This window comes from Desulfobotulus pelophilus (assembly GCF_026155325.1).
GTDB classification, from domain to species: Bacteria; Desulfobacterota; Desulfobacteria; order Desulfobacterales; family ASO4-4; genus Desulfobotulus; species Desulfobotulus pelophilus.
In genome coordinates this window covers 127,192-153,877 of the sequence record NZ_JAPFPW010000007.1, presented here as the reverse complement: position 1 = coordinate 153,877, position 26,686 = coordinate 127,192, and the positions used below count along the sequence as shown (strand labels likewise).

Annotated in this window: 21 protein-coding genes; 17 read left to right on the top strand and 4 right to left on the bottom strand. The window is 50.9% G+C overall.

The genetic code is table 11. The annotated features are described in order from the left end of the window. Nucleotides 1–302: 302 nt before the first annotated feature. The 5 genes from OOT00_RS08005 to OOT00_RS07985 all read left to right on the top strand — a co-directional run bounded on the left by OOT00_RS08005 (nucleotide 303) and on the right by OOT00_RS07985 (nucleotide 4,988). Entirely contained in the window at nucleotides 303–500 is a 198-nt protein-coding gene (locus tag OOT00_RS08005; RefSeq protein ID WP_265424794.1) for a hypothetical protein, read from the top strand. Between the two features lie 160 nt (nucleotides 501–660). After that, entirely contained in the window at nucleotides 661–2,604 is a 1,944-nt protein-coding gene (locus OOT00_RS08000; RefSeq protein ID WP_265424793.1) for a pyruvate carboxylase subunit B, read from the top strand. Between the two features lie 14 nt (nucleotides 2,605–2,618). Continuing rightward, nucleotides 2,619–3,092 (top strand): Crp/Fnr family transcriptional regulator, encoded by a 474-nt coding sequence (locus OOT00_RS07995; RefSeq protein WP_265424792.1) that lies wholly within the window; start codon nucleotides 2,619–2,621, stop codon nucleotides 3,090–3,092. Beyond that, nucleotides 3,092–3,643 (top strand): OadG family protein, encoded by a 552-nt coding sequence (locus OOT00_RS07990; RefSeq protein WP_265424791.1) that lies wholly within the window; start codon nucleotides 3,092–3,094, stop codon nucleotides 3,641–3,643. The genes OOT00_RS07995 and OOT00_RS07990 overlap by 1 nt, the downstream gene beginning before the upstream one ends. Nucleotides 3,644–3,860: 217 nt before the next feature. Further along, nucleotides 3,861–4,988 (top strand): sodium ion-translocating decarboxylase subunit beta, encoded by a 1,128-nt coding sequence (locus tag OOT00_RS07985; protein WP_265424790.1) that lies wholly within the window; start codon nucleotides 3,861–3,863, stop codon nucleotides 4,986–4,988. Nucleotides 4,989–5,111: 123 nt separating this feature from the next. Here OOT00_RS07985 and OOT00_RS07980 read toward each other — a convergent pair whose 3' ends face one another. Then, a complete protein-coding gene (locus OOT00_RS07980) occupies nucleotides 5,112–5,627 on the bottom strand; it encodes a hypothetical protein (RefSeq protein ID WP_265424788.1) in 516 nt (171 codons plus the stop codon). 267 nt (nucleotides 5,628–5,894) lie between these two features. Between OOT00_RS07980 and OOT00_RS07975 the strand changes: the two genes are divergently transcribed. The 5 genes from OOT00_RS07975 to OOT00_RS07955 all read left to right on the top strand — a co-directional run bounded on the left by OOT00_RS07975 (nucleotide 5,895) and on the right by OOT00_RS07955 (nucleotide 11,346). Continuing rightward, a complete protein-coding gene (locus OOT00_RS07975) occupies nucleotides 5,895–7,052 on the top strand; it encodes an iron-containing alcohol dehydrogenase (RefSeq protein ID WP_265424787.1) in 1,158 nt (385 codons plus the stop codon). Between the two features lie 340 nt (nucleotides 7,053–7,392). Beyond that, nucleotides 7,393–7,743, top strand: coding sequence for a TraR/DksA family transcriptional regulator (locus OOT00_RS07970; protein ID WP_265424786.1), 351 nt, complete (start codon nucleotides 7,393–7,395; stop codon nucleotides 7,741–7,743). A 241-nt stretch (nucleotides 7,744–7,984) separates the two neighbouring features. After that, the gene (locus OOT00_RS07965) at nucleotides 7,985–8,749 is read left to right on the top strand and encodes an enoyl-CoA hydratase/isomerase family protein (protein WP_265424785.1); all 765 of its coding nucleotides are present in this window, start codon (nucleotides 7,985–7,987) and stop codon (nucleotides 8,747–8,749) included. 208 nt (nucleotides 8,750–8,957) lie between these two features. Further along, nucleotides 8,958–9,389 carry a MarR family winged helix-turn-helix transcriptional regulator gene (locus tag OOT00_RS07960; protein ID WP_265424784.1) on the top strand — a complete coding sequence of 144 codons (432 nt, stop codon included), beginning with the start codon at nucleotides 8,958–8,960 and terminating at the stop codon, nucleotides 9,387–9,389. A gap of 250 nt (nucleotides 9,390–9,639) precedes the next feature. Beyond that, on the top strand, nucleotides 9,640–11,346 hold the full coding sequence (locus OOT00_RS07955) for an acyl-CoA dehydrogenase family protein (protein WP_265424783.1): 1,707 nt from the start codon (nucleotides 9,640–9,642) through the stop codon (nucleotides 11,344–11,346). 356 nt (nucleotides 11,347–11,702) lie between these two features. Here the strand turns inward: OOT00_RS07955 and OOT00_RS07950 are convergent, their stop codons facing one another. Then, nucleotides 11,703–12,233 carry a PaaI family thioesterase gene (locus tag OOT00_RS07950; RefSeq protein WP_265424782.1) on the bottom strand — a complete coding sequence of 177 codons (531 nt, stop codon included), beginning with the start codon at nucleotides 12,231–12,233 and terminating at the stop codon, nucleotides 11,703–11,705. A 248-nt stretch (nucleotides 12,234–12,481) separates the two neighbouring features. On the opposite strand from OOT00_RS07950, the gene carB reads away from it, so the two are divergent. Beyond that, nucleotides 12,482–15,682 (top strand): carbamoyl-phosphate synthase large subunit, encoded by a 3,201-nt coding sequence (gene carB / locus OOT00_RS07945; protein WP_265424781.1) that lies wholly within the window; start codon nucleotides 12,482–12,484, stop codon nucleotides 15,680–15,682. A 467-nt stretch (nucleotides 15,683–16,149) separates the two neighbouring features. Then, the gene (gene gdhA, locus OOT00_RS07940; protein ID WP_438266394.1) at nucleotides 16,150–17,481 is read left to right on the top strand and encodes an NADP-specific glutamate dehydrogenase; all 1,332 of its coding nucleotides are present in this window, start codon (nucleotides 16,150–16,152) and stop codon (nucleotides 17,479–17,481) included. A gap of 83 nt (nucleotides 17,482–17,564) precedes the next feature. Here gdhA and OOT00_RS07935 read toward each other — a convergent pair whose 3' ends face one another. Next, nucleotides 17,565–18,029, bottom strand: a complete 465-nt coding sequence (locus OOT00_RS07935; RefSeq protein WP_265424779.1) for a hypothetical protein — start codon at nucleotides 18,027–18,029, stop codon at nucleotides 17,565–17,567. Between the two features lie 330 nt (nucleotides 18,030–18,359). On the opposite strand from OOT00_RS07935, the gene glnD reads away from it, so the two are divergent. The 5 genes from glnD (at nucleotide 18,360) to glnA (ending at nucleotide 24,367) form a co-directional block, all read left to right on the top strand. Further along, nucleotides 18,360–20,987, top strand: a complete 2,628-nt coding sequence (gene glnD, locus OOT00_RS07930) for a [protein-PII] uridylyltransferase (protein ID WP_265424778.1) — start codon at nucleotides 18,360–18,362, stop codon at nucleotides 20,985–20,987. Between the two features lie 129 nt (nucleotides 20,988–21,116). Then, the gene (locus OOT00_RS07925) at nucleotides 21,117–22,331 is read left to right on the top strand and encodes an ammonium transporter (protein ID WP_265424777.1); all 1,215 of its coding nucleotides are present in this window, start codon (nucleotides 21,117–21,119) and stop codon (nucleotides 22,329–22,331) included. Nucleotides 22,332–22,414: 83 nt separating this feature from the next. Then, nucleotides 22,415–22,753: a P-II family nitrogen regulator gene (locus tag OOT00_RS07920; protein WP_265424776.1), complete on the top strand. Its 339-nt coding sequence runs from the start codon at nucleotides 22,415–22,417 to the stop codon at nucleotides 22,751–22,753. Nucleotides 22,754–22,821: 68 nt separating this feature from the next. Next, entirely contained in the window at nucleotides 22,822–22,968 is a 147-nt protein-coding gene (locus tag OOT00_RS07915) for a hypothetical protein (RefSeq protein ID WP_265424775.1), read from the top strand. Then, complete coding sequence (gene glnA / locus OOT00_RS07910) at nucleotides 22,955–24,367, top strand: type I glutamate--ammonia ligase (RefSeq protein ID WP_265424774.1); 1,413 nt, start codon at nucleotides 22,955–22,957, stop codon at nucleotides 24,365–24,367. The genes OOT00_RS07915 and glnA overlap by 14 nt, the downstream gene beginning before the upstream one ends. A gap of 567 nt (nucleotides 24,368–24,934) precedes the next feature. Here glnA and OOT00_RS07905 read toward each other — a convergent pair. Next, nucleotides 24,935–26,479: a sigma-54 interaction domain-containing protein gene (locus tag OOT00_RS07905; RefSeq protein ID WP_265424773.1), complete on the bottom strand. Its 1,545-nt coding sequence runs from the start codon at nucleotides 26,477–26,479 to the stop codon at nucleotides 24,935–24,937. Nucleotides 26,480–26,686 lie beyond the last annotated feature (207 nt).

The window sequence follows — 26,686 nt, the reverse complement described above, 5'->3', positions numbered from 1 at the left end:
TGGGGTTTTCCCATTACCATAGAAGACTCCGCACGCCGCCTTTGTGCCGACTCAGGCCGTTTGCCGCTTTGATGAGTACTCCGGCACTCAAGCCTGAAACAGGTTATTGTTTTGTCATAACAGTCTTTGGGTTGATGGCCTGAGTACCGGAATCCAAAACAATGGCAACGTCACTCCTACGCAGCCCGGCTGTCTTATGCCGGAACCCGGCTGCTGAAATAACAGTATGGATTTCCAGAATACAATATGCTGAGTCGTTACATTGTATTTTCAGGAAAATTGTCTGAAGGAATTATTCGCCCATGATGGAAGAACAGAAGAAGATGGCAGCGGCCATGGCTGCGGTCATGGCCTGTATCCGCGACGGAGAGGCTGCCGCTCTGCGGCGTCTGGGTGCCAGTCCTCATCGTCCTGCCGGAGAACAGCCCAAAAATATCTGGAGTACGGCCGGACGAATGGATCAGATGCAGACGGGTCTGTGGATGCAGCGGAAACCCTGACTGTAATTATTCATTATTTCTTCCTCCCTCTGGGAGAAGGGCCAGGAGTGAGGGCTGAAAGTCTTCCGAAACATATTGCCTTTTTATTTTTTAAGAATTTCAAATTTTTGGGAAGCCAGCTGCGTCCTGTCGAACAGTTTGGTACTTTTTAAGGAGAACAATGGAAAAGGTGATGAGTCAGAAACCTCTGGCGATCTGTGATGTGAGCCTGCGGGATGGTTTCCAGTGCCTTTATGCCGGGCGAGGCCGAACGGCGGATATGGTACGCATGGCTGCTCTGATGGATGATGTGGGCTTCTGGGCCGTGGAGGTCTGGGGCGGGGCGGGCTTTGACGTGATGCACAGGGAACTGAATGAAGATCCATGGGAGCGGATCCGCAGCCTGAAACGTTATTTCAGAAAGACGCCCATGGCTTGCATGCTCAGGGGGCAGCATCTGGTAGGGGAACGCTGCTACGCGGATGATGTGGTCCGGGCTTTTGTGGAGCGGAGCTATGTGAACGGGATTCAGGTTTTCAGGCTTTTTGACCCCCTGAATGATCTGCGCAATCTTCAGGTTGCCGGGGAAAGCGTTTTGCAGGCGGGCGGGCACTTTCAGGGTTGTATCTGCTACAGCCGCACGGCGGAGTCCTTCGATGAAGAAAGTCTGTACACCCTTGATTATTATTTGAAAAAAGCCATTGCTCTGGAAAATATGGGAGCCCACTCCCTGCTGATCAAAGATACGGCAGGACTTCTGATGCCCGAAGAGGCCCGCAGGCTGGTTGCGGGCCTGAAAGCAGCCGTAACCCTGCCCCTTCATATCCACACCCATGCCACGGCAGGCTTCGGTCCCCTTTCTCTTTTTGCTGCCATAGAGGCGGGTCTTGACGGTGCGGATACCTGCCTTGCTCCCTTTGCCATGCGAAGCAGCCATGGGGCTGTGGAGCCTCTGATTGCGGCCCTTAAAGGAGGAACGAGGGATACGGGACTTGATCTTGGAAAAATTGCTGGTCTGAACCGGCTCAGTGAAGAGGAAATCCTTCCCAAATACTGGCATTTCTATGGCGGCAGCACAACTCCCATGGATACCACAGCACTGATGCACAGGCTTCCCGGAGGCATGGAGGGAGATCTGAAGCGGCAGCTGGGAGAAATGGGGGCCGAAGACCGGCTGGATGCGGTTTTTACCGAGCTGAAACGGGTGCGCAGGGATCTGGGTAATCCGCCCTTGGTCAAGCCCGTGGCCCGTATTCTGGCAACGCAGGCTGTGAACAATGTGCTGTTTGATACGGAGGGGGAGTCCTACCGCATGATTTCTGCCCAGGTAAGGGATTTTTGCGCAGGCTTTTACGGTGAGCCGCCCGGTCCTCTGGATGGGATGCTTAGGAAAAAAGCCCTTGAAGGTCATCCCAGAGGGCATCGCCCTTTACAGGAAAGGCCCGGAGAAGCTCTGAAGCTGGAGTTGCCGGGAGTACGGGAGGAGCTGCGAGGCTTGGCTGCGGATATTGAAGACGAGCTGCTCTGCGCCCTTTTCCCTGCTACGGGCAAGCGTTTTCTGCGCTGGAAGTACGGCAAGGAGACGGCTCCGGAATATACTCTTCCCAGGACGCTGGAAGAGGCCATGAAAATACGGGAGCGGATGATCCGGATTCTGGCAGGGGAGCATAAAATAACGGAGCCTGAAAAAGTGCCGGAAAAAAGTCCCTATATTCGCACCTTCCACGTCTTTGTAGACGATACCTACTATGAGGTAGGGGTGGACGAGGTGGGTGGAGCGCCGGTGATCCGTCATGCCTTCCCCCTTACTCCGCCTGCTGTAGAAAAGAAGGCGGTTAGGGAAACGGGCGGTGGAAAGCCTGCGAAAAAATCGCCAGCTGCCGTTCCTGTTCCTGTTAGTGACGGGGAGGATGGCACTCCCCTTGTGGCCCCCATGCCGGGAATGGTGGTTTCCTTTCGTAAAAAGGAAGGAGACAGTGTGAAGGCCGGTGAAACGGTGGTGATTCTGGAGGCCATGAAAATGGAAAATGCACTGGTTGCTCCGGTTTCAGGGGTCATTCTGAATTTATGTGTGCGCAGCGGTGATTCCGTTGCCAAGGATGCGGTTCTCTGCCGTATAGGATAGGATGGAGGCTTTTTGTGCATGCGCTTTCTGATACCATGGTGCGTATTCTGAAAACCCTGCCTCTTTTAAAAAGGGTGAGTCCCGAATCCATCGAAATTCTTGCGGCGTATATGCAGGTTTTTCGGGTGCGGGAAGGGGAGGAGGTTATCCGTTGGGGAAGAAAGGCGGAGACCTTGTATATCACCATATCCGGTGATTATCTCATGGCTTTTCCCGATGGAAGCGGTTTTACCCTGCATGGCAGTGGTGAGGTGATCGGCATGAATGCCATGCTGAATCAGGGGCGTTATACGGCAAGAGGCCTTGCCCTGACCGATGGTTCCCTTATGGCCCTCTACCGGGCAAACCGTGAGAGGATGCTCGAGGAAAATCCCCGTTTTGCGGACCGGATTCAGCGCAGCATTCAGGCGTACCTGAATCAGAGAAAGGCGAAAAGGAACAGCGCCGGGATTTTTGTGGATGAGGATTTTAGCCGGGAGGGTTTCTGATGGCGGAGTACGGTTTGTCTGCCATTGCCCTCCATAATGGCTGGGAAATGGCTTTTTTGGGGATTGTTATTGTTTTTACGGGATTAAGCCTTCTGGCTTTCAGTATTTCCCGGCTGCATCGTGTCCTTGCTTTTGTGGAAGCACGGAAAGCCCGTAAACATGCAAAGGCAGGTGAGCTTGCTGTAGAGAAGGATGCTGCTCCTGCCCGGCTTGAGACCCCGGCTCTGACTTCTTTTGCGGGTTTTCAGGATGCCTGTTTGCACTATTCCCTTCTGGCAGAAAGCATGGGGTTTCCCCTTTCTCTACCGGGCCTTCTTGAACAGGCAGAAAAAAGGGGGGTTGCCCGTTGCCATGCCATTCTGGCGGATTTTGTGCGTACCGGTGTGCTGAAGCCCGATGGGAAGGGGTATTATATCTGGGATTCGGTTGCTTTTGACCGGATTGTTGAAAACAGAGAATTGCCGGTAAAACAAAGGGGCACTATGCAGAATTTTTTCCCTTCTTCCCCTGGTAAAGGCCGGGGTCTGCCTGGTACACAGACCGGAAGCTGACATTTTTTAGCCTTGAAATTTTCTGGCATGAGTGCCGGGGTGAGGTCTGACAGTTTTCCATAGTCATATTATCCGGTGATCTGTTTGTAAGTATTTTTAATCAGGGCAAAGCCAACGGTGGTGGCCTGCTGAATGCTTACAAAATGGGCGCAAGTAGCTGCCGGTCTGACCGGTCGGCAGGAATCATCAACCAACGACTGACCATGAAAGAAGAGACATGATCCCGCTTCTGCTGGATTTTTTAAGTAATACAGGCTTTTATCTGGTTGATTTCCGCCATGTTTTTATGATCTGTGTGGGGCTTGTATTTATTTATCTGGGGATAGTCAAACGCTACGAACCCCTTTTGCTGGTCCCCATAGGATTTGGTATTCTCATGGGAAATATCCCGGTATTCCATGGGCTGGGTCTGAGTATCTATGAAGAAGGTTCCGTTCTGGGGTATCTTTACATGGGCGTTACCCACGGCATTTATCCGCCCTTGATTTTTCTTGGTATCGGAGCCATGACGGATTTTTCTACCCTTCTGGCAAGACCTTCTCTCATGCTGCTGGGTGCTGCTGCTCAAGCGGGTATTTTTCTTACCTTTCTGGGAGCTCTGGCCATCGGATTTTCTCCTTTTGAAGCGGCCAGCATCGGTATTATCGGTGGCGCGGATGGGCCAACGGCCATTTTCCTGACATCAAAGCTCGCTGCGGATCTGATCGGTCCCATCGCCATTGCCGCTTATTCGTATATGGCTCTGGTACCCGTGATCCAGCCGCCCATTATGAAGCTTCTGACCACGAAAAAAGAGCGTTGCATCCGCATGGAGGAGCCAAGGAAGGTTTCCCAGAGGGAAAAAATCATTTTTCCCATCATGGGGCTTCTGATGTGCTGTTTTATCGCACCGGCGGCTCTTCCCCTGCTGGGCATGCTGTTTCTGGGTAACCTCCTCAAGGAGGCCGTGGTGACGGATCGTCTGGCTGTGGCGGCCCGCACGGTAATCATCGATACGGTGACCATCCTCCTGGGTGTAACCGTTGGGGCCAGCACCCAGGCAGATGTTTTTCTTAATGCGAAAAGCATAGGGATTTTTGTACTGGGAGCAGCCAGTTTTGCCGTGGCAACGGCTTGCGGGTTGCTTTTCGCCAAGTTCATGAATCTGTTTTTAAAAACCAAAATCAATCCCCTGATTGGTGCCGCCGGGGTTTCGGCTGTACCGGATTCGGCCCGTGTGGTGCACCATGTGGCCCAGAAGGAAGATCCCGGCAATTTTCTGCTCATGCATGCCATGGCTCCTAATATTTCAGGGGTGATCGGTTCTGCCATTGCCGCCGGGGTTCTCTGGAGTTTTCTTTCCTGAAGGAAGGCCGGTGCGGTACGGGGTTGTCTGGGGGAAGTTGCCGGTTTTGCGTAGGGAAAGTCCCCTGCACCGGCCCGGTTTTAAAACCCTGAAGGCCTTTAGGGGCGGCAGGTTTCTGCCTGCTCAGTCTTTATTTTCTTCTTCCATGGAGGCTTCCATGGTTTCCAGCAGATCCGTCAGTCTTGCCGCTACGCTTTCGTGGGAATATTCATCCTCGGGGTGGGGTGGATCGCCGGGTTTCTGGAAGTAGGGTTTTTCATTGTTAATTTGTCCCCATTTGATGTCGGCCTGACGGGTGAGCTCATAAAGACGTTCGGGGTAGTCCAGATAAGAGCGGATCAGCCCGTGAAGAAAGGTAAAGGGTTTTTCAGATTGTTCCGAAAGGGAAAGGCTGTTGTTTTTCACCTTTTCCTGGAGTACGGAAATCAGTACCCTTGAAGTATCGCGGGTGTGATCACGGATAAAATCATTCAGTTTTGCCACCAGCCGGTCAATGGCAGGCACAGGGTTGTGCCCCTTCATAAAATGACCACCCTCCCGGCCTATGGCTTCGGCCATGGAAAATTTTCTGTTGTTCCGTATTTCCTGCTGGAGGATGGTGTCCTGTTTTTTTCTTTTTTCTTCTTTTTCCGTACTCATACATTCTCCAGTCTGTTTTTATCGAATAGGAAAAAACCGGTGCGGTTCTGTAGGTGGCTGCCAGTCTGCGCTTTTTTTATGGATGGTACAGTAATTCCGGCGTAAGACAAAGTAGTTTCTACCTGCTCCGTTGGTGTGCAGGTTTGTCTGTTTTTTTGTGATATAAGAAGGTGTCTTTTGGTGTGGTGCAGCCTGCGCTGTTTGCTGGTAAGTGCATGGGATAGAATATTCAGACATAGTGGAATCCGAAAGGGAAGGGTGAAAAGAATGCAGAATTTTAGACTGTACAATCCCACGGAAATTATATTTGGCAGAGGCGAGATTGCGGCCCTGCGCGGAAAAATTCCTCCATCCACAAGGGTTCTCATTACATATGGCGGCGGGAGTGTCCGGCGGAACGGTGTGCTGGATCAGGTGAAAGAGGCCCTCAAGGGATATGATGTGAGAGAGTTTGCCGGGATAGAACCCAATCCCAGCTATGAAACTCTGATGGAAGGGGTGGAAAGACTGCGCTCAGAAGGAATCGATTTTCTTCTGGCCGTTGGTGGAGGATCGGTTATAGACGGTACCAAATTTATGGCTGCAGCAGCCTTGTTTGAAGGAGAACCATGGGATATCCTGACAAAGAGAGGAGCCGGAATTCAGAAGGCTTTACCCTTTGGTACGGTTCTGACCCTGCCTGCCACAGGTTCAGAAATGAACAGCGGCAGTGTGATTACAAGAAAATCCCTGCAGGCCAAACTGCCCTTTGCAAGCCCCCACGTGTTTCCGGTTTTCTCCATACTGGATCCTGAAACCACCTATACACTGCCTGACCGGCAGATCAGCAATGGCGTGATCGACGCTTTTGTTCATGTAATGGAGCAGTATCTGACCTGGCCTGCGGGCGCAAAGGTGCAGGACCGTTTTTCCGAAGGGCTGCTTCAGACCCTCATTGAAGAAGGTCCCAGAGCCCTTGAAGCGCCCGATGATTATGGCATCAGGGCCAATCTGATGTGGACTGCAACGATGGCCCTTAATGGTTTGATAGGGGCAGGGGTACCACAGGACTGGACCACCCACATGATTGGCCATGAGCTGACAGCCCTTTATGGGCTGGACCATGCGCAGACCCTTGCGATTGTGCTTCCGGGGGTGCTGCAGGAGCGCAGAGAGCCAAAAGGGGAAAAACTGCTCCAGTATGCGAAGCGGATATGGGGCTTAGAGGGGGCTGATAAAGAGGCGGTTATGGATGCGGCCATTGAAAAGACCCGTGAATTTTTTGAGCGGATGGGGGTGAAAACCCGGCTGAGTGATTACGGCATAGGAGCCGAGGGTATTTCCCGTGTTGTTGAGCAGCTGCAGGCCCATGGGATGAAAAAACTGGGAGAACATAGAGACATTACACCTGAAATCAGTGGCAGGATTCTGGATCGCTGTCTGTAGGAGCTGGCAGGCTCTGATGATTCACGGCGGAATTTTCCGAGACCGGACATTGTGGCGGGATGCTTCTTCCCGGTCACTTTGTCCGCTCATGAGTCCAGGGCGGAGTCTCCGTTGCGGGCTTGTAGGTTAGGGATTCATCTCTCGTCCTTTAATACGGGAGTCCGAGCCTGTCCGGAGGCGGGCTGCCGGGGATAGAAATAACCTGTGTGTTTCATGCAACAAATGTTTGGCCACATATGCCATGGCGGGAGACCTCCTGTGCCGTTGAAAAAGAAAGGCACCCTGATATGGCGTGTTCTTTGTTGCAGGTGGCCAGCATTTTTTTGAGAAAGGCTGTAGTATGGAAGAACAGAAAATGGCCGACTTCAGGCAGCGTCTTGAAGAGCGCAGGCAGGAAATTCTGGATATCCAGAGTCTTTCAAGGGAAGAAAACGCTCCTGTGGAGTTGGATCAGACTCGCGTAGGACGGCTTTCCAGGATGGATGCCATGCAGCAGCGGGCCATGTCCAGGGCTACAAGTGAAATGCTCAATGCGGAAAAAAACCGTATCGAGATTGCTTTGAGGAGAATGAAAACGGGTGATTACGGTTATTGCATGCATTGTGATGAAGAAATTTTCCATGGTCGCCTGCAAGTGGACCCCAGTATGCTGGTCTGTATTACCTGTGCCCGTTCCGCAGAAAAGCCATGATGGTTTTTCCGCCCCTGAATTCGGGAGTCTGTGGTTTTTGGGTAAGCTGGAAGAAAGGCGGTTGCCGCCGTCAGTCTGCATATTGACAGGGTCCGGGCCGTTGGCTAGTATGCAAGCCTTTTGAAGCAACAGATTTGAGTCAGCTCTCCGTGCATTGTTGGGTAAATCAGGAAGTCTCTGCCTGATGGCAGGTCATTGCCTGAATTTTTGCTTATTGTTCCTGTCCTTTGAGGAGGTTATTATGTTAACGGAAAGTTTGGAAGATGGCATTATTATTGTTCGCCTGAGTCATGGAAAAACCAATTCCATTACCCGTGAAACCATGGAAAAAATGGCTGTAATCGTGGAAAAGGCCAATACGGATGATGCCATCAAGGGCATCATTCTCACAGGAGAAGGCAAGTTCTTTTCCAGCGGATTTCACCTGCCCACCTTCATCAATTTTAAAGATCATGCGGCGGCCGTGGATTTTTTTGAATTTGAGGAAGACTTTCTGCTGAATTATTTTATTTGTAAAAAGCCTGTAATCTGCGCCATGAACGGTCATACAGCGGCCATGGGAATGATTCTTGCCATGGCATCCGATTACCGTATTGTGAGCAGTCATCCCAAAATCAAGTTGGGCATGAGTGAAATCAAGCTGGGACTGGCCCTTACGGTGGCAGAGCTTGAGGTGATGCGGTTTGGTCTGGATACGGATAAAAAGTTCCGGGATGTCATGTATTTCGGTAATATGGTGAGCCCGGAGAAGGCTCTGGAGCTGGGTATTGTGGATGAGGTACTGGAAGCAGATCAGCTGATTCCAAGGGCCAAGGAAATAATCTGTACCTGGATTGACAATCCGGGCCGTGCTTTCATTACCCTCAAGGACAGCGTTAAATACGATGCTGCTCAACGTATCCGCACCAAGCTTGCTGAGCTGGACTGGCGGTCTCCTCTGCATGGATTTTTTGATCCCCATGTAAAAGCTACCCTCGAGTTTGTACAGGCCACAATGGAGGGCTAGTTTTTTGGCCTGCTAGCGGCTGGGTAACGGCACAGGGGGAAGTCAGAAGACAATGCGGGAAAAACGGAGTGCTGTTTTTCCCGTTTTCTGATCATGCAGGCTCCATTGACATCCATAGGTGTCTGTTTTATATGAACAGTGATTCATGCGGAAAATTATGTTTCGACAGGTCCGCAGTCAATGCGGAATGCTTTTTTGTGAAAGGTCAATGATGGAGCTGAAAGATTGTGTGGTGTTTCTTCTGGCGAAAAACAGTCAGGCCGGTTACCGTTTCTGGGGAAATTACATAGCGGATCTTGGTGTGACAACGGTACAGGCTATGCTTCTGATCCTTCTGGGCCGGGAAGAGGGTCAGACGTCCCGTCAGCTGGGTGAACAGACGCAGTTGGACAGCGCTACTGTTTCCGGTATTATCGACCGGCTGGAAGGTCTGACATTGATTAACCGTAAACGGAGCCCGGAAGACAGGCGGGCAGTGCTTCTGTACCTCACGGATATTGGCAGGGACAAGGCCCGGGAGCTGGATCGGCGGTTTGAAGAGGCTCATCAGTCATTTCTTGCCGGATTTTCTGGGGAAGAGCAGAATCTTTTCAGAAACTTTCTGCGGCGGCTTCAGGAAACCCATGGCGGAATACGTTGAATCAGTGCGAGTCCTGTGGGTTTGTCAGAAAATGAATGACCATATCATGATATGATTTTCGGGGGTGTTTTTTTTGGATTTTATCCCTTGCGCACAAGCTATATTTTGATAGGATGGGCCTTGGAATAGGCCTGTCTTTTTTTGCTTGATTTAGCTTGTATGCAAGTCTTTTTGAAAGGCAGGGGGTTTCCGGTGACAGGTTGTGCCGGAAATGACTCTTTAACCATACCTGTAAACAGGGAGTAGGCACATGATTCTCTTTAATCCTAAGCTGCATAACCGCAAGCATGCCGATGAGAAAACCCAGAAGATGATGCAGGCCGTTATTGATTTTTTTGAAACCAAAGGTTTGAAAAGCATCAAGAAAGACTGGCATGACAAGGCCTGGAATTATGAATTTGTTCAATTCATGAAGGAAAACCAGGTGATGGCCACCCTGATGACCCCTGCGGGTTACGGTGCCGAAGACTCCCGCTGGGATACCTACAGAAACTCTATCTTTGCAGAAATATCCGCTTTTTATGGCATCACCTACTGGTATACATATCAGGTTTCCATGCTGGGTCTGGGACCCATCTGGATGGGCTCCAATGAGGAAATCAAGCATAAAACAGCCAAGCTTCTTCAGGACGGCGAGGTTTTTGCCTTCGGCCTTTCCGAAAAGGAGCATGGGGCCGACATCTATTCCTCGGACATGATGCTTTACCCCCAGGAAGACGGTACCTACAAGGCCAATGGCGACAAGTACTATATCGGTAACGGCAATGAGTGCGCCATTGCCTCCACCTTTGGCAAGGTTGCCGGTACCGATGATTATGTCTTTTTTGCGGCCAATTCCAAACATCCCCAGTATGAGTGTGTGAAAAATACGGTAAACGAGCAGAATTATGTGGCCGAATATGTGCTGCACGATTATCCCATTACCGATGCGGACATCATGGAGCGTGGACCCAAGGCATGGGACAATATGCTCAATACCATCAATGTGTGCAAATTCAATCTCGGCTGGGGTGCCATTGGCATGGCGACCCACGCATTCTATGAAGCCATTGATCATGCGGCCAATCGTAATGTTTATGGCAAGTATGTGACGGATTTTCCCCATGTGAAGCGGCTTTTTACGGATTCCTACACCCGTCTTGTCGCCATGAAGGTCTTTTCCGAGCGGGCCATTGATTATATGCGTTCCGCCAAGGCAGATGACCGCCGCTATCTCCTCTATAACCCTATGGTGAAAATGAAGGTTACCACCCAGGGCGAAGAGGTCATCAACATGCTTTGGGACATCATTGCAGCTAAAGGCTTTGAGGCGGAACCTTTCTTTGAGATCGCGGCCCATGAAATACGCATGCTGCCCAAGCTGGAAGGTACGGTTCATGTGAACATGGCTCTGATTGTCAAGTTCATGAACAATTTCCTCTTCAATCCTGCAGAGTTCCCTGTAATACCCAAGCGGGATGATGTGGTAAATGACGATTTCCTTTTTGATCAGGGTCCCACGGCCGGTCTCAGCAAGGTACAGTTTCATGATTACAAGCTTGCTTACAAGGCTGTGGATCTGCCCAATGTGAATGTATTCAAAGAGCAGATCGAAAGCTTCAAAAAATTCCTTGTGGAAGCCACACCGGATAAAGGCCAGGCCAGAGACATTGATTATCTGCTGGTGCTGGGAGAAATTTTCTGCCTTGTTCCCTATGGTCAGCTCATCCTTGAAGCCCGTGAATTCTGGCCGGAGCTGGATGACAACTTGATTGAGGAAATCTTTGATTTCATGATTCGGGATTTCAGCAAGCATGCCACCACCCTTTTCAGTAAGCCTTCCAATACGGATAAGCAAAGGGAGCTGGCTCTGGCCATGATCAAGGCTCCTGCGGCCAATCCGGATCGCTTCAACAAAATCTGGCTGGAGCAGGTGTATAGCCTTAAAGGGCAGTATAAGATGCGGGATCAGGAATAAGCTTGGTATAGACGCTGTATCATTTGCCGTTCACGGCGTTGAAGATGCAGCGGATCCCATCGGGCTGTCGGGGAAATGCGAAGGCGGAACAGTGCCTTGCGCCTTGATTGGTCAGCCGGAAGAGAAGTGAAAAACGGCGAAACTTTTTGTTAAAGTTTCGCCGTTTTGTATGGCGGATTCGTTATGCTCTTAAGAGATGCCCCGCAAGGTTGCTGGAGAGCTTGCCCCTGAGTGAAACAGTTCCTGCTGTATCTGTTTGTAGTTCAGTAGCAGGGGGGGCTCTTTTTACCACACTGCTGGCAAACGGGTAGAATAAAGCTGTGGATATTGATTCAGTATCGAACAAAAGGGAGGGGTCAGCAGTCTCCCTCTGCTGTGGGGTGCTGAAAGAACGCCGGAGTCTGAATCTGGTCCATTGCAGGCAGGTTTGCGCACTCTTTCCGGGTAAAAATACGGAAAATACCATCCGACGATGCAAGGTTCTGATTGTTTTCATCAAGAATACACGCTTCAATATATGCGTACTTTTCATCTCTTCGGGTTATTTTCCCCTGTGCACGGAGAGGAGCGGCAACGGGTACGGGTTTTTTGAAATGAACGGTCATGGTTTTGGTCATGATAAAGGCCTGAAGAAGGGAAAGGCCGGTAGTCCCCATGGTTTCATCCAGAATGGCGGCGATGATGCCGCCATGGGCCAGGTTGTTCCACCCGCAGAGATGACTGGGTACCGTAATGTCCGCAATCAGTGTTTCCCTGCCATTACTTTGAAACTGCATCCGGAGGCCGTAGGGGTTCTGCTGGCTGCACCCGAAGCATCTGGATTTAAGCGGACTGGAAGGATCAATAAGATGAAAGTCATGTATGGTTTCCTGGGGACTCTGGTACATTATACGTTTCCTTTACAGGCGGCAGTATGCCTTATGGTCAAGGGTTCCGGTTGCTGCTCCTCTGGAGTCGACGGGACTCTAGGATAAGGAGAGGCAACGGTCAAGGGCTTGAGACGAATTCTTGATTCAGTCCAGGATCGGTGAAAGATAAGGCAGGAAATGCTATCCGTTTGCGGATTTTCTGAAAGTCTGCCATATTGCGGCCGAAAAAAAGAGTACTTTCCCTTTTTACCTGAAGGAGGACGACTATGCCGAAACGGCAAGATATTCATAAAATTCTGATCATTGGCTCCGGTCCCATCATCATTGGTCAGGCCTGTGAGTTTGATTATTCCGGTACCCAGGCATGCAAGGCGCTACGGTCCCTTGGTTACCGCATTGTTCTTGTCAACTCCAATCCCGCTACTATCATGACGGACCCTGGCATGGCGGATGCTACCTACATTGAACCGCTTAATGTGGAAAGCCTCCGGGAAATTATTAAAAAAGAGAGACCGGATGCCCTGTTGCCCAATCTGGGGGGGCAGACGGCCCTGAACCTTTCATCGGATCTGGCGGAAGCCGGTATTCTGGAACAGTACGGGGTTCAGGTGATAGGCGTGAATCTGGATGCCATTAAGCGCGGAGAAGATCGGGATACTTTTAAAAAAACCATGGCGGAGATCGGCATCGAGACAGCCCTGAGCGAAATTGTAACGACCATGGAAGAAGCCATGTCCGCAGTGGAGCGTATGGGACTTCCTGTGGTTGTCCGCCCGGCGTACACCATGGGGGGGACGGGTGGTGGTTTTGCCTATAATATGGAAGAGTTTGAAGATACCGTTGCCAGGGGACTGGCTGCCAGCCCGGTACGGCAGGTTTTGATAGAAGAATCGGTGCGCGGGTGGGAGGAGCTTGAGCTTGAGGTTGTGCGGGATGCCACGGGCCATAAGATTACGATCTGTTTTATTGAGAATGTGGATCCTATGGGAGTACATACAGGGGACTCTTTTTGTACGGCTCCCATGCTCACCATTTCCGGGGAGCTGCAGGCCAGACTGCAGGATTATGCCTACCGCATTGTGGATGCCATTGAGGTGATCGGTGGCACCAATGTGCAGTTTGCCCATGACCCGGTAACGGATCGGGTGGTTGTGATCGAAATCAACCCCAGAACCTCCCGTTCATCGGCTCTGGCTTCCAAGGCCACAGGCTTTCCCATTGCCCTGATTTCCGCCATGCTGGCCGCAGGTCTTACACTGAAGGAAATTCCCTACTGGAGGGATGGAACGCTGGACCGCTACACTCCTTCCGGTGACTATGTGGTAGTGAAATTTGCCCGATGGGCCTTTGAAAAGTTTCAGGGTGTTCATGACCGCCTCGGAACGCAGATGCGTGCCGTGGGTGAGGTGATGAGTATTGGTAAGCATTACAAGGAAGCATTGCAGAAAGCTATCCGTTCTCTGGAGATTGGGCGTTATGGTCTTGGTTTTGCAAAGGATTTTCATGAAAAATCTCTGGATGCCCTGCTGGCAATGCTGGTGGAACCCTGCAGTGAGCGCCATTTTATTTTGTATGAAGCCCTGCGTAAGGGTGCGGATGTGGATACGTTATATGAAATTACCCGTGTCAAGCCATGGTTCCTTGGTCAGATGAAGGAACTGGTTGCGCTGGAGGAAGAAATCCTGACGCACAAAGGAACGCTGCCGCCGGAAGAACTTCTTGTAAGGGCCAAAAAAGACGGGTTTGCGGATCGCTATCTGGCACAACTCCTGGCTCTTCCGGAGGAGGCGATCCGGGAAAAACGCAAAGCCCTGAATCTGAAAAGCGGATGGGAGGCCGTTCCTGTGAGCGGTGTAGATAATGCGGCGTATTATTATTCCACCTGGCATGCCGAAGACCGGGTGGCTGTATCTGATGGTAAGAAAGTGATGGTTCTGGGGGGCGGCCCCAACCGAATCGGACAGGGCATTGAGTTTGATTATTGCTGTGTCCATACGGCCTTTGCCCTCAAGGATGCGGGCTACGAAACCATAATGGTGAACTGCAACCCGGAAACTGTTTCCACGGACTATGATACGTCAGATAAGCTTTATTTCGAACCCCTTACGGTGGAAGATGTATTGGCCATCTATGAAAAGGAGCACTGTGAGGGTGTTGTGGTACAGTTCGGTGGGCAGACTCCGCTGAATATTGCAAAGGAGCTGGAAGCGGCAGGGGTGCCCATTCTTGGTACCAGTCCGGCCACCATAGATATGGCGGAAGACAGGGCCCAGTTCAATGCCATGATGGAACGTCTCGGTATCCCCCAGCCGGATTCGGGTATGGCGGCCACGGAAGAGGAAGCCATCGCCATCGCCGCCCGTATCGCTTATCCCCTCATGGTCCGTCCTTCCTATGTGCTGGGCGGCAGGGCCATGGAAGTGGTGCATGACGAGGCCAGTCTCAGGGATTATCTGTCAAGGGCCGTAATTGTAACGCCCGACCGTCCTGTTCTTATCGACCGGTTTCTGCAGAATGCAACGGAAGCGGAGGCCGATGCCATCTGTGACGGCATAACTGCTTTTGTGCCTGCGGTAATGGAGCACATTGAGATGGCGGGAGTACATTCCGGTGATTCGGCCTGTGTGATTCCGCCGGTAACTATCCCCCTCCGCCATATTGAGACCATAGAGGACTACACGCGAAAAATTGCCGTTGAAATGGGTGTGAAAGGCCTGATGAATATTCAATATGCCATCAGTGATGACAAGGTGTATATACTTGAGGCCAATCCCAGGGCCAGCCGTACCGTACCTCTGGTTTCCAAAGTCTGTGCCATTCCCATGGCCCGGATTGCTGTGCGTATCATGCTGGGCGAAAAGCTGGCGGATCTCGGATTGAGGCGGCCTGTTTTCAGTCATTTCGGTGTTAAAGAGGCGGTGTTTCCTTTTCCTATGTTTCCCGAGGTGGATCCTGTGCTCGGGCCGGAAATGCGTTCAACAGGCGAGGTACTGGGAATGGCTCATTCTCCTGGGCTGGCTTTTTTCAAGGCAGAAGAAGCCACCGGGGCTTCTTTGCCGCTGGAAGGGTCGGTGCTTATTACGGTGGCGGATCCGGATAAAAAGGATGCCCTGGTGGCGGCAAAGCTTTTTCATGAGCTGGGTTTCCGGGTTCTGGCTACGGGAGGAACCCATGCTTTTCTTGAAGAAAACGGGGTGCCTGCGGAAAGGGTCAAGAAGATGCTGGAAGGCAGACCCAATATTGCCGATGCCGTTAAAAACAATGAGGTACAGCTTCTCCTGAACACGCCTTCGGGGAAACGGAGTATTACTGACGATTCCTATATACGCAAGGCGGCTATTCGTTTTGGTGTGCCTTATATTACCACACCGGCAGCGGCCATTGCGGCGGCAAAGGGAATTGCTGCCCGCAGACAGGGCAAGGAGGCTGTGCAGAGTCTTCAGGAGTTTCATGCGGATATGTGCTGATTGCCATGCTGTTTCTGTTTTTTGAAAGAGAACCCCCGGAACTGCTTTGTTTCAGGGGTTTTTTTTATGGGCATGGTCTTGCATTCCCCATGGGTAGATTTTGATTGTATGCAGACAGACTGTTTTGCAGTGGGCAGAACTCAGATTCCCGGGTTGAGGGCGGCGGATCTGACACTCTGTACGGGAAGGTAAGCATGGCAGAGGCTGGCGGCTGGCAGCAGTTGTTGTTTATGTCGCATGGCTGGCCATAAGGGGAAGGGTTTCGGGGATTGATTTTATTGGATATTGGTTTTTTTGAAGAAGCCAGAAAAAAATGATTGTGGAGAACTGTACAAAAAAATTCAAAAATGTTAGGTTGCCCCGCTGTCAGATACCAGTAAAAATTGATACCAGCGGCAGGAAATTCCCGGATAATGTGTTCCGGAATGGAGCTGCCACATAAGGAGGGGTGCATGGGAAGTGCTTATATCGGGGAAGTGCTTGCGCAGGTAAAAGGCAGAAGCGGTCATGAGCCGGAATTTTTGCAGGCCGTTCAAGAAGTGCTGGAAAGCCTTGAGCCTGTTGTATCTCAGATGCCGGAGATTCAGGAATACTCCATTCTGGAGCGCATGGTAGAACCGGAGCGGGTTATTCTTTTTCGGGTTCCATGGGTGGATGATTCCGGTAAAATTCATGTGAACCGTGGATTCCGCGTTCAGTTCAGCAGTGCCATTGGTCCCTACAAGGGAGGGATACGATTCCATTCTTCGGTAAATCTTTCAATTTTGAAATTTCTTGGTTTTGAGCAGGTCTTTAAGAACAGCCTGACGACCCTTCCTCTGGGCGGTGGTAAGGGCGGTTCTGATTTCCATCCCCATGGAAAGAGTGAAGGCGAAATCATGCGTTTCTGCCAGAGTTTCATGACGGAGCTGTATCGTCATATTGGTCCGGATACGGACGTACCCGCAGGGGATATTGGTGTCGGCGGGCGTGAGGTGGGCTATATGTTCGGCCAGTATAAGCGTATCGTCAATCACTTTACGGGCGTGCTGACGGGTAAGGGAATTGATTTCGGCGGCTCTCTGGTCCGTCCGGAAGCTACGGGGTACGGGTGTGTGTACTTTGCTGACAATATGCTGGCTCAGCAGGGAGACGGTTTCAAGGGTAAGATCTGCGCCATTTCCGGTTCTGGTAATGTTGCGCAGTTTTGTGCGGAAAAACTCCTGGAGCTGGGAGCCATTCCCGTAAGTTTTTCCGATTCTAATGGTTTCATATATGATCCTGACGGCATTGATGCGGAGAAGCTGGCCTTTGTCATGGATCTTAAAAATGTGAAGCGGGGCCGTATTCGTGAGTACGTTGAGAAATTTCCCAAAGCGACCTTTACGGAAGGAAAGCGCCCCTGGGGTGTGAAGGCAGACTGTGCTTTCCCCTGTGCCACGCAGAATGAAATTTCCGGTGAAGAGGCTGCCGAGCTGGTGAAAAACGGCTGCAGGCTGGTGGCAGAGGGCGCTAATATGCCCAGTACACCGGAGGCAATCGATATCTTTATGAAAAATGGTGTGTTGTTTGCTCCCGGTAAGGCTGCGAATGCCGGTGGGGTTGCCACTTCAGGTCTTGAGATGACCCAGAATTCCATCCGGCTTTCCTGGAGCCGTGAAGAAGTGGATGAAAAGCTGAAAGGTATTATGAAGAGTATTCATGATAATGCCTGGGATGCAGCCAAAGAATTCGGTCGGGAAGGTAACTATATTGCCGGTGCCAATATAGCCGGTTTCCTGAAGGTTGCCAGGGCGATGACTCTTCAGGGTGTTGTGTAAACGATCGGGTACAATATTCTCCGGCACCCTTCTCTTTCAGAATACAGAGCATGCCGCACCGGGTTTGCCCCGGTGCGGTTGTTTTATGAAAGCCTGTCTTCAATAATGCCTTCCATATCGAGGTCGCAGGGCGTATAGTGACCTCGCACAGCCACGGTTCCCGTGCGCCTGTTCTGCAGGGTGTGAAAATCAAAATCCTGTAGCTTTCCGTAAAAATCCATAAAAACAGATAGTTCTGAGTCAAGATAAACTCCCCAACTCTCATCCAGATCATAAAAATGCCCGAAGTGCTGCAGGATCAGAAAAAAGCAGGCTGCTGAAAGATAGTGGCTGTGTTTTTCTCTGTACAGTTCCGGATAGAATTTGCTGACATGTATTTCGTGGGAAAAGGCATTGAGAGAAAGGATGAGTTCCTTTGAGACGGGGTTGTCGTTCCTGCGCCTCCTGAGCTCATAATGCATGCATTGGTCTTCCGAATGGTAGGCAAGGAGAAAGCGATTGAGAAGCTGTGGAATATGGAGAGCCATGAAAGGCGGAAGAGATGCCATGACCGTACCTCAGCAGGGGTTGTGAGTTGAGCGGATAAAACAGGCTGGCCCCTTGGCCGGGTCATGGATGTTTTATGGGCTGCTGGAAGCTTGCCTTATACCTGAAATCATGAGAGGTCAAGCAGTCGATTGTTGTTTTTGGGTATGGGTAGATTGTAAAAAATACGTTTTTGTTGTGTCTCTGTCCGATGTTTCTTACGTTTTTGAAAAAAAGAGAATGCAGGCCGTGCTGGTCTGGAGTAATTTTTATCTTTTGATAATAAGGCCTTGTGTGTGTTGTGGCGGGTTGGCACAGACATTGCTATATTTTTATGCCAGAAAGGCGATGCTATGATGACAGGAATCCAGCCCCAGAAAAAAAAATCAGCCATGAAGTCGCTGCAGGAAAAGCGGACCGAGCTTATCCGGGATTATCTGGAGGGTCGGGCTGAAGATTTTCTGGTACGTCACGCCGCGCTGATTGATGGATACTTCTGGGAGAGTTTTACCCGCAGCGATGTGGGCCCCCTCATGGATATTGCCAGAAATCCCTATGCGATTATTGCCCTTGGCGGTTACGGACGTATGGAGCAGTGTGTCCATTCCGATGTGGATATTCTTTTTCTTTTTGAAAAGGATGTGCCACCTGCAGCGGAAGCCCTGATTCAGGAAATTATCTATCCCCTCTGGGATATAGGGCTGGAGGTGGGGCATGCCACCCGGTCCGTCGGTGAATGCTTGAGCCTTGCCAGTCGGGATCTCGAAGTGCTGACGGCGGTTCTGGATGCCCGGTTTGTCTGCGGTATGTCACCGCTTTTTATGACTCTTATGGAGAAACTGCGGGCCCGTTTTGTGACTTCCCATCCGAAGAAAATTATGGGGTGGCTGGTGGAAGGCAACCGGAAACGGCATGAGCAGTTCGGGGATTCCACCCATCTTCTGGAACCCAATATCAAGCTGGGCCAGGGAGGCTTGCGGGATTATCACACCATGCTCTGGCTGGGTCGGGTTCGTTTCGGACTTAAAGAGCCCAGAGATCTGGAATACAATGGCTATCTTTCCTGGGAAGAGTTTCATAACCTGAAAAAAGCACTGGCTTTCATCTGGAAGGTGCGGAATCATCTGCATTATCTTACGGGAAGAAAATGCGATCAGCTTTATTTTGAGCATCAGATTCAGCTGGCGGAAACCCTTGGTTTCACGGCGGGTGAGGGCATGACTGCCGTGGAGCGTTTTCTGGGTGCCTTGCATCTGGAGATGGATTTCATTAAGCAGCATCTTCTCATGCTGCTGGATGAAGCCGGACATGACCAGAAGCTGGGTCTGAAGCGTCGCTATCGTAAAACAACCCGCATAGCCGGGCTTGTGGTTCACAGGGGAATGCTGGGCTTTGATGATATCAAGTCTGTACTGAAGAACCCCGAACTTCTTGTGGCGGTCTTTCAGGAAAGCGGCTCCAAAAAACTGCCCCTTTCCGCCGAAGCCAAGCGGATTGTCCGGGAAATGGGCTATCTTGTGGATGAGGCCCTATGCAACCGCAGGGTTGTGCTGAAAATGTTTGAAAGAACACTGGCGATTCCACCCTTTGCCTACCACCCTCTGAATGAAATGCAGGCCACCGGCTTGATGAGCCAGCTGATACCTGAGTTTGATGCCATTATCAGCCGGATACAGTACAATAAATATCATCTTTATCCTGTGGCAAAGCATTCCCTGCGAACGGTGCAGACCGCTGCCGGGTTTGCCCTTGTTCCCAAAGAAAAATCTCTTCCCCATGCTGTCCTGTATCATGAGACCTTTGGCGAAATCAAAAACAAGCGGCTGCTCTTATGGGGGGCACTGCTGCATGATATCGGCAAGGGTGTGCCGGGTGATGATCACAGCAAGGAAGGGGCTGTGCTGGCAAGAAAAATTCTGGCCCGTTTCGGTATGCGTTCGGATTATATGGAAACGGTAGTTTTTCTGGTTCAGGAACATCTTTTCCTCATCAAGGCGGCTACCCGAAGGGATATTAATGATGAAGAAACCGTTACAGCCTGTGCCATGAAAATCAGGGATCCGGAGCGTCTGCGTATGCTTTTTCTCTTGACCGTGGCGGATTCCGTTTCCACCGGACCCAAGGCATGGAGTGAGTGGACGGCGACTCTTCTGACAAGTCTTTATTTCAAGGTTTTGAAAATGCTTGAAAAGGGCACCCTTGCCGAAGAAGATGCCATTGAACGTATTGAAGAAAAGCAAAAGAGAATTCTTGAAAATGTGACGGAAGCGGAAAGGCCTGTCATGGAAGCTCTGCTGGAGGGCATGCCACCGGCCTATCTTCTGGAGCTTTCCGTTGCGGATATCAGGGCTCACATGCGGCTCAGCCTGCATCGCAAGGGGGCTCCATTTGCCTGGCAGGTGGAACGCTGCCAGGGGGCGGATCTGCGCAGGGTGCTGATCCATGCGGATGATAAGCCGGGTTTTTTCTCCAGGGCTGCAGGGGCTTTTACCCTGAACCGGATTGATATTCTGGATGCCCGGATTTACGGATGGAAGGATGGCGCTGCGGCTAATCTTTTTATCCTGAAGCCGCCACCGGATCAGATTTTTGAGGAAGAAATCTGGGAAAAGACCCGTAAGGATCTGGAAGATCTTCTGACGGGAAAGATTGAAATGGGCGCCATTGTTGCCAAGGCACCCCTGGCTCCTTCCGGTAAGGGGATGGTTCTGGAGCCTCCTCTTATCCGCATTGATAACGAGAGCTCCAGCTTCTACACCATCGTGGAAGTTCATTCCTATGATTTTCCGGGGCTTTTGTTCCGGTTAACCAGTGCACTCTTTCGATGCCGGCTGGATGTGAAGAGCGCCAAAATTGCCACCAAGGTGGATCAGGTGGTGGATGTGTTTTATGTGCGGGATTTTGATGGGGAAAAAATGGATTCACCGGAGCAGGAAGCCCTGATCCGGCAGACGGTGCGCAACGTTCTGCCAGAGGCATGAGGCTGTCACTCCGGTCATCGTAGTGCAAACATTGTAAAAGCAGATTTCAGAGGGTTTCATTTTTTACAGGCCATAAAAAATGAGGCAGTACAAAGTCTGCTTTCTACGACTTTATAAGGAGATGGACGGATGGATACCGGAGATACCGCTTTTATGCTGGTGGCAGCAGCCCTTGTAATGTTCATGACGCCCGGCCTGGCTTTATTCTACGGGGGGCTTGTACGATCGCGCAATGTTTTATCAACCATATTGCAGAGTTTTATCTGTCTTGGACTCGTTTCTCTCATATGGGTGACCTATGGGTATACCCTGGCATTCGGAACGGATGTGGGAGGGATGATCGGTAATCTGGAATATCTGTTTCTGAACGGTGTGGGTACGGACCCCGGCCCCTATTCCGATACCATTCCCCACCTGCTTTTTGTAGCCTTTCAGCTGATGTTCGCTGTGATTACGGCGGCTCTCATAACAGGCGCTTTTGCCGAGCGCATCCGTTTTTCCGCTTTTCTGGTTTTTACCTTTTTCTGGACAACATTTATTTATCTCCCCGTGTGCCACTGGGTCTGGGGTGGAGGGTGGATAGGAGAACATGGAACCCTTGATTTTGCGGGCGGTACGGTTATTCATATCAATTCCGCCGTGGCGGCCCTTGCTGCTGCCATTGTGATTGGTCCCCGCAAGGGATGGGGCAGGGAAGCCATGCCGCCCCATAACGTTTCCATGACTGTTATGGGGGCTGGAATCCTGTGGTTGGGATGGTTTGGTTTTAATGCGGGCAGTGCCCTTGCTGCAGACGGTATTGCCGTAAACGCTTTCATGACAACCCAGATTGCAGCCGGAGCGGCTGCTTTTTCCTGGTTGCTTTATGAATGGAAGTTCCATGGGAAGCCCACTGCTCTGGGAGCTGCCTCGGGTGCTGTGGCCGGGCTTGTGGCCATTACCCCTGCGGCCGGTTTTGTCAGCCCCATGGCGGCCATCGTTATTGGTCTTGTGGCTGGTGTGATATGCTGTTTGGCCATCCGCATGAAAGCCCTTTTCCGCTATGACGATGCTTTGGATGTGGTTGCCATCCATGGGGTGGGCGGGCTCTGGGGGGCGCTGGCAACGGGTCTTTTTGCCTCCCTTGCCATCAATCCTGATGGTGCGAATGGTCTTTTTTACGGGAACCCGGGGCAGCTGGGTATCCAGCTCATTGATGCCCTTGCGGTGATTGCGTTTTCTCTGGTAGGTTCGCTGATTATCCTGAAGCTTATCGACCGTTTTATCGGCCTGCGTGTCAGCGAGGAAGAAGAACGCCAGGGTCTGGACCTCTCCCAGCACAGCGAGGTCGGATATACACTCTGATTCCTGCCAGTCCCCTCCGCTTTTTCCGGGGAGGGGTCAGAAACCACATCTTATAAAAATGTCTGAAGAAAGGAGTTTGCCCCATGAAGAAGATAGAGGCCGTGATCAAGCCCTTCAAGCTGGATGATGTGAAAGAAGCCCTGAATGAAATTGGTGTACAGGGTATGACCATATCGGAAGTTAAAGGCTATGGTCGCCAGAAAGGGCATAAGGAAATTTACCGGGGTGCGGAATATGTGGTTGACTTTATTCCAAAAGTTAAAATCGAAATTGTTTTGCCTGCAGAACGTATCGAGGAGGTGGTGGAGGTTATTCGAAAAGCGGCTGTGACGGATAAAATCGGTGACGGTAAAATTTTTGTGACTCCAGTGGAATCCGTTGTCCGGGTTCGTACGGGAGAGACCGGACCGGATGCCATTTAGAGTTCTGCCCTGGTTGTGGGCAGGGTCTGCTTGGCACCGGTAGCGGCAGAATAAGGAGGAATTCTGATGTGGAATCCTCCGGGGATGATCAGAAAAAAGTGTATGCCGGAATGTGCGGGATGCTTTCCGGTTTCAGGGCCGAAAGAGCCCTTATCCGACCCGGGCATGATGCCCTGAAGATGGTTGAAAAGGAGACAGACCATGACCCCAAGTGACGTGTTGGCCTTTGCCAAGGAAAACAATGCAAAAATCGTTGATATCCGTTTTATGGATTTTCCCGGAACCTGGCAGCACTGTTCCTTTCCCATAGGGGAGCTGGACGAAGCGAGCTTTGAAAACGGTTTTGGTTTTGACGGTTCTTCCATCCGTGGCTGGCAGGCCATTGATGCCTCGGACATGCTGGTGATTCCCGATGCCAGAACCGCAAAGATGGATCCTTTTTTTAAGCACCCCACCCTTGTGCTCATCGGCAATATCGCCGATCCCATTACCAAAGAGCCCTACAGCCGGGACCCCAGGCATATTGCTGCCAAAGCCGAAGCCTACCTGAAATCCACGGGCATAGGTGACACCTGCTTTATTGGTCCTGAGCCGGAGTTCTTTATCTTTGATGATATTCGCTATGAGTCTTCCCAGCATTCTTCCTTCTACCGCATTGACTCTAAGGAAGCCACCTGGAATACGGGAAAGGATGAAGGGCCCAATCTTGGCTACAAACCCCGGTCCAAGGAAGGCTATTTCCCTTTGCCTCCCATGGATAAATTTCAGGATCTGCGTTCAGAAATGATGCTGACACTGGAAGATATTGGCATTGCCATGGAATGCCAGCACCACGAGGTGGCGACGGCCGGTCAGTCGGAAATAGATATGCGTTTCAAGCCCCTTCTGGAAATGGGGGATCAGCTGGTATGGTTTAAATATGTGCTGAAAAATGTGGCCTACAGAAACGGACATACCGTTACCTTTATGCCCAAGCCCCTCTTCGGTGATAATGGTTCCGGCATGCATATCCACGCATCCTTCTGGAAAGATGGTAAGCCTCTTTTTGCGGGCAATCTTTATGCGGGGCTTTCACAGGAAGCCCTTTGGGCCATTGGTGGTATCATGAAGCATGCCCGTGCCCTCTGTGCTTTCACCAATCCCACCACCAACTCCTACAAGCGTCTGGTGCCGGGCTTTGAAGCTCCCATCAATATTGCTTATTCCGGTCGTAACCGTTCCGCAGCCATTCGTATTCCCATTGGTGTGGATTCTCCCAAAGCCAAGCGTATTGAGTTCCGTACGCCGGATCCTTCCTGTAACGGATACCTGGCTTTTTCTGCCATTATGATGGCCATGATTGACGGTATTCAGAACAAGATGGAGCCGGGCGATCCCATGGATAAAAACATCTATGACCTGCCGCCCGAAGAACTGGCCAACATTCCCAGTGCGCCGGGAAGTCTGGAAGAAGCCCTCAACGCTCTGAAAGAAGATTATGCCTTCCTTCTGAAAGGGGATGTATTTACAGAAGATGTGATTTCCAAATGGGTTGAGTACAAAATGGAAAAAGAGGTGACAGAGGTACGGCGCAGACCCCATCCCCATGAATTCCATCTGTACTATGATATCTAAGGTACGTTCCTGAAACAGAAAGACCTCCTGTTGGTATAAAAAACAGAAGGTCCGATCCAGGGAACCCTGATTGTCGGGGTTCCCTGATTTTCGAATTTTACCAATATTGTTTCCGTATTTTGAAGCCGGATCAGGGTTTCTGTCAGGCAGCTCCATAGTCGCCGGGCTGTTTTTTCGTAACCCAATCCGGCACTCAAGCTAAAAAATCCGGGCCTTTTGCTGGAGTACGCATGTGGTTGAATCTTGAAAGCCGGATTCTTAGAGTTTTTTGTTCTGTGCGAGATCGGCACAGGCAGGCTGTGCTGATGTATTGCCATGACCGCTTTGGTTCGCTGTCTTTTGTGCCGGCTTCAGACAGTTGCCGGTTTTATGAGCAATCCGTCATTCAAGCAATAAGCCCAACGCTTACAATCAAAACGCTTACCGTTTCATGCTGGAGTACGGGATTCTGAAACGGTGGCAGTGTTACTCACAAACAGTCCGGGTGTCTTGTCAGAGATTGTCGGCAACAATCTCCAGACCAGACCAGACCAGACCAGACCAGACCAGAGCAAGAAAAGGTATGTCCTACCTGTATTCCCTGTAGTCAATATCATAGGCCTTCGCCTTGTAAGAAAATTTACGCACGGTGGTTTGCAGCAGTTCCGCAGCCTGGGTGACGTTACCGCGGGTGTTTTTCAGGGCATCCACCAGCATATCCTTTTCCAGCTTGGCCACGGCTTCTTCCAGAGAATGGGCAGGGAGACTCCCCGTTTCCACCCCCGTCTGCAGGGTTGGTGGCAGATGATAGGTATGGATAACGCCTTCTTCACAGAGAAGTACGGCCCGTTCAATGCAGTTTTCCAGTTCCCGGACGTTGCCCGGCCAGTGATAGCCCATCATCATGTCAATGGCTGGGGTAGAAAAACGTTTAATGTCTTTTTCATTTTCCCTTGCGTATTTTTCCAGGAAGTGATCCGCCAGAAGGAGGATATCCGTTTTCCGTTCCCTGAGGGGCGGCATGTAGATGGGGAAAACATTGAGGCGATAATAGAGATCGCCCCGGAACCCGCCTTCTTCCACGGCCTGTTCAAGGTTTCTGTTGGTAGCCGCCACCACCCGCACATCCACCTTGATGGTTTTGTGTCCGCCGACGCGTTCAAACTCCCTTTCCTGCAGAACCCGCAGCAGCCTGACCTGCACATCCGGGGAAACGGAGCCCATTTCGTCGAGAAAAATGGTTCCTTTATGGGCCATTTCGAATTTGCCCTTTTTCTGGCTGATGGCCCCGGTGAAAGACCCCTTTTCATGACCGAAAAGCTCACTTTCAATGAGATTTTCCGGTAGGGCCGCGCAGTTGATCTTGACAAAAGGCTGGTTGGCCCGGTTGGAGTTGTAGTGAATGGAGTTGGCCACAAGTTCTTTGCCAGTGCCGGATTCCCCGCGGATCAGCACCGTTGCCGTACTGCGGGAAACCTGGGAAATCATCTGATAGACCTCCCTCATCTTGTTGGAGTTGCCCACAATATTGGTGAAGCGGTATTTTTTTTCAAGCTCTTCCTGAAGCCTGCGATTTTCCGCCTTCAGTCTTTCCTTTTCCATCTGAATCCGTTCCAGGTTGCTCACATGTCGAGCCAGCATGGTGGCAATAACAGAGAGGAGCTGCATGCCGCTTTGCAGGTTGAAGTCTTCCTGATACGGCCTGTCCGTGCTTAAAGCTCCCATGACATGGTCGCCTTCTTTGATGGGTACGCAGATGAAGGAATAATCTTCATCTCCTTTTCGAACGGATGTGCGGTTCAGGAAGGTGGCTTCCTGGGATATACGTTCAATGGCAATGGGTTTGCCTTCTTTGATGACGGAGCCTGTTACTCCTTCACCCAGCTTGTAAATGCCTTTGGCCATGGCCCCCTTGCTGAGACCGTGGGCCACCTCAATGCGGATTTCACCGGTGACAGGATTGAGCAGGGTGATGGTGCCCCGGAGCATGTTGCCGTGTCTGGCAAGGATGTCCATGACGGTGTAAAGGGATTTTTTTAAATCCATATGTTCGCCAAGGGCCTTGGATATTTCATAGAGCAGGGTGACATCCGCAATGCTGTCTGTGATACGGGGCTGGGCTTCCGGTGGCATACCAATCTCCTTAATTGAAAAAATATTCTGAACCGCACTATGTAAACAAGTCAGGGGTAAAAAGCAACAAAATTGTATGCTACCGGTGCTTTGGAAACGTTTTTTGAAATGGTTCCATTGATTTTTTTCAAAAATGACGGCTTGCTTATTGGCTGAACGGGGTTTAAAATTAAAAAATCATTCTTCTACATGCGCGTTGTTTCTGTT

Coding starts and splice junctions, on each gene's coding strand:
- OOT00_RS08005 (WP_265424794.1), top strand. CDS start 303: ATGATGGAAGAACAGAAGAAGATGGCAGCGGCCATGGCTGCGGTCATG.
- OOT00_RS08000 (WP_265424793.1), top strand. CDS start 661: ATGGAAAAGGTGATGAGTCAGAAACCTCTGGCGATCTGTGATGTGAGC.
- OOT00_RS07990 (WP_265424791.1), top strand. CDS start 3,092: ATGGCGGAGTACGGTTTGTCTGCCATTGCCCTCCATAATGGCTGGGAA.
- OOT00_RS07985 (WP_265424790.1), top strand. CDS start 3,861: ATGATCCCGCTTCTGCTGGATTTTTTAAGTAATACAGGCTTTTATCTG.
- OOT00_RS07980 (WP_265424788.1), bottom strand. CDS start 5,627: ATGAGTACGGAAAAAGAAGAAAAAAGAAAAAAACAGGACACCATCCTC.
- OOT00_RS07975 (WP_265424787.1), top strand. CDS start 5,895: ATGCAGAATTTTAGACTGTACAATCCCACGGAAATTATATTTGGCAGA.
- OOT00_RS07970 (WP_265424786.1), top strand. CDS start 7,393: ATGGAAGAACAGAAAATGGCCGACTTCAGGCAGCGTCTTGAAGAGCGC.
- OOT00_RS07965 (WP_265424785.1), top strand. CDS start 7,985: ATGTTAACGGAAAGTTTGGAAGATGGCATTATTATTGTTCGCCTGAGT.
- OOT00_RS07960 (WP_265424784.1), top strand. CDS start 8,958: ATGATGGAGCTGAAAGATTGTGTGGTGTTTCTTCTGGCGAAAAACAGT.
- OOT00_RS07955 (WP_265424783.1), top strand. CDS start 9,640: ATGATTCTCTTTAATCCTAAGCTGCATAACCGCAAGCATGCCGATGAG.
- OOT00_RS07950 (WP_265424782.1), bottom strand. CDS start 12,233: ATGTACCAGAGTCCCCAGGAAACCATACATGACTTTCATCTTATTGAT.
- carB (WP_265424781.1), top strand. CDS start 12,482: ATGCCGAAACGGCAAGATATTCATAAAATTCTGATCATTGGCTCCGGT.
- OOT00_RS07935 (WP_265424779.1), bottom strand. CDS start 18,029: ATGGCATCTCTTCCGCCTTTCATGGCTCTCCATATTCCACAGCTTCTC.
- glnD (WP_265424778.1), top strand. CDS start 18,360: ATGATGACAGGAATCCAGCCCCAGAAAAAAAAATCAGCCATGAAGTCG.
- OOT00_RS07925 (WP_265424777.1), top strand. CDS start 21,117: ATGGATACCGGAGATACCGCTTTTATGCTGGTGGCAGCAGCCCTTGTA.
- OOT00_RS07920 (WP_265424776.1), top strand. CDS start 22,415: ATGAAGAAGATAGAGGCCGTGATCAAGCCCTTCAAGCTGGATGATGTG.
- glnA (WP_265424774.1), top strand. CDS start 22,955: ATGACCCCAAGTGACGTGTTGGCCTTTGCCAAGGAAAACAATGCAAAA.
- OOT00_RS07905 (WP_265424773.1), bottom strand. CDS start 26,479: ATGCCACCGGAAGCCCAGCCCCGTATCACAGACAGCATTGCGGATGTC.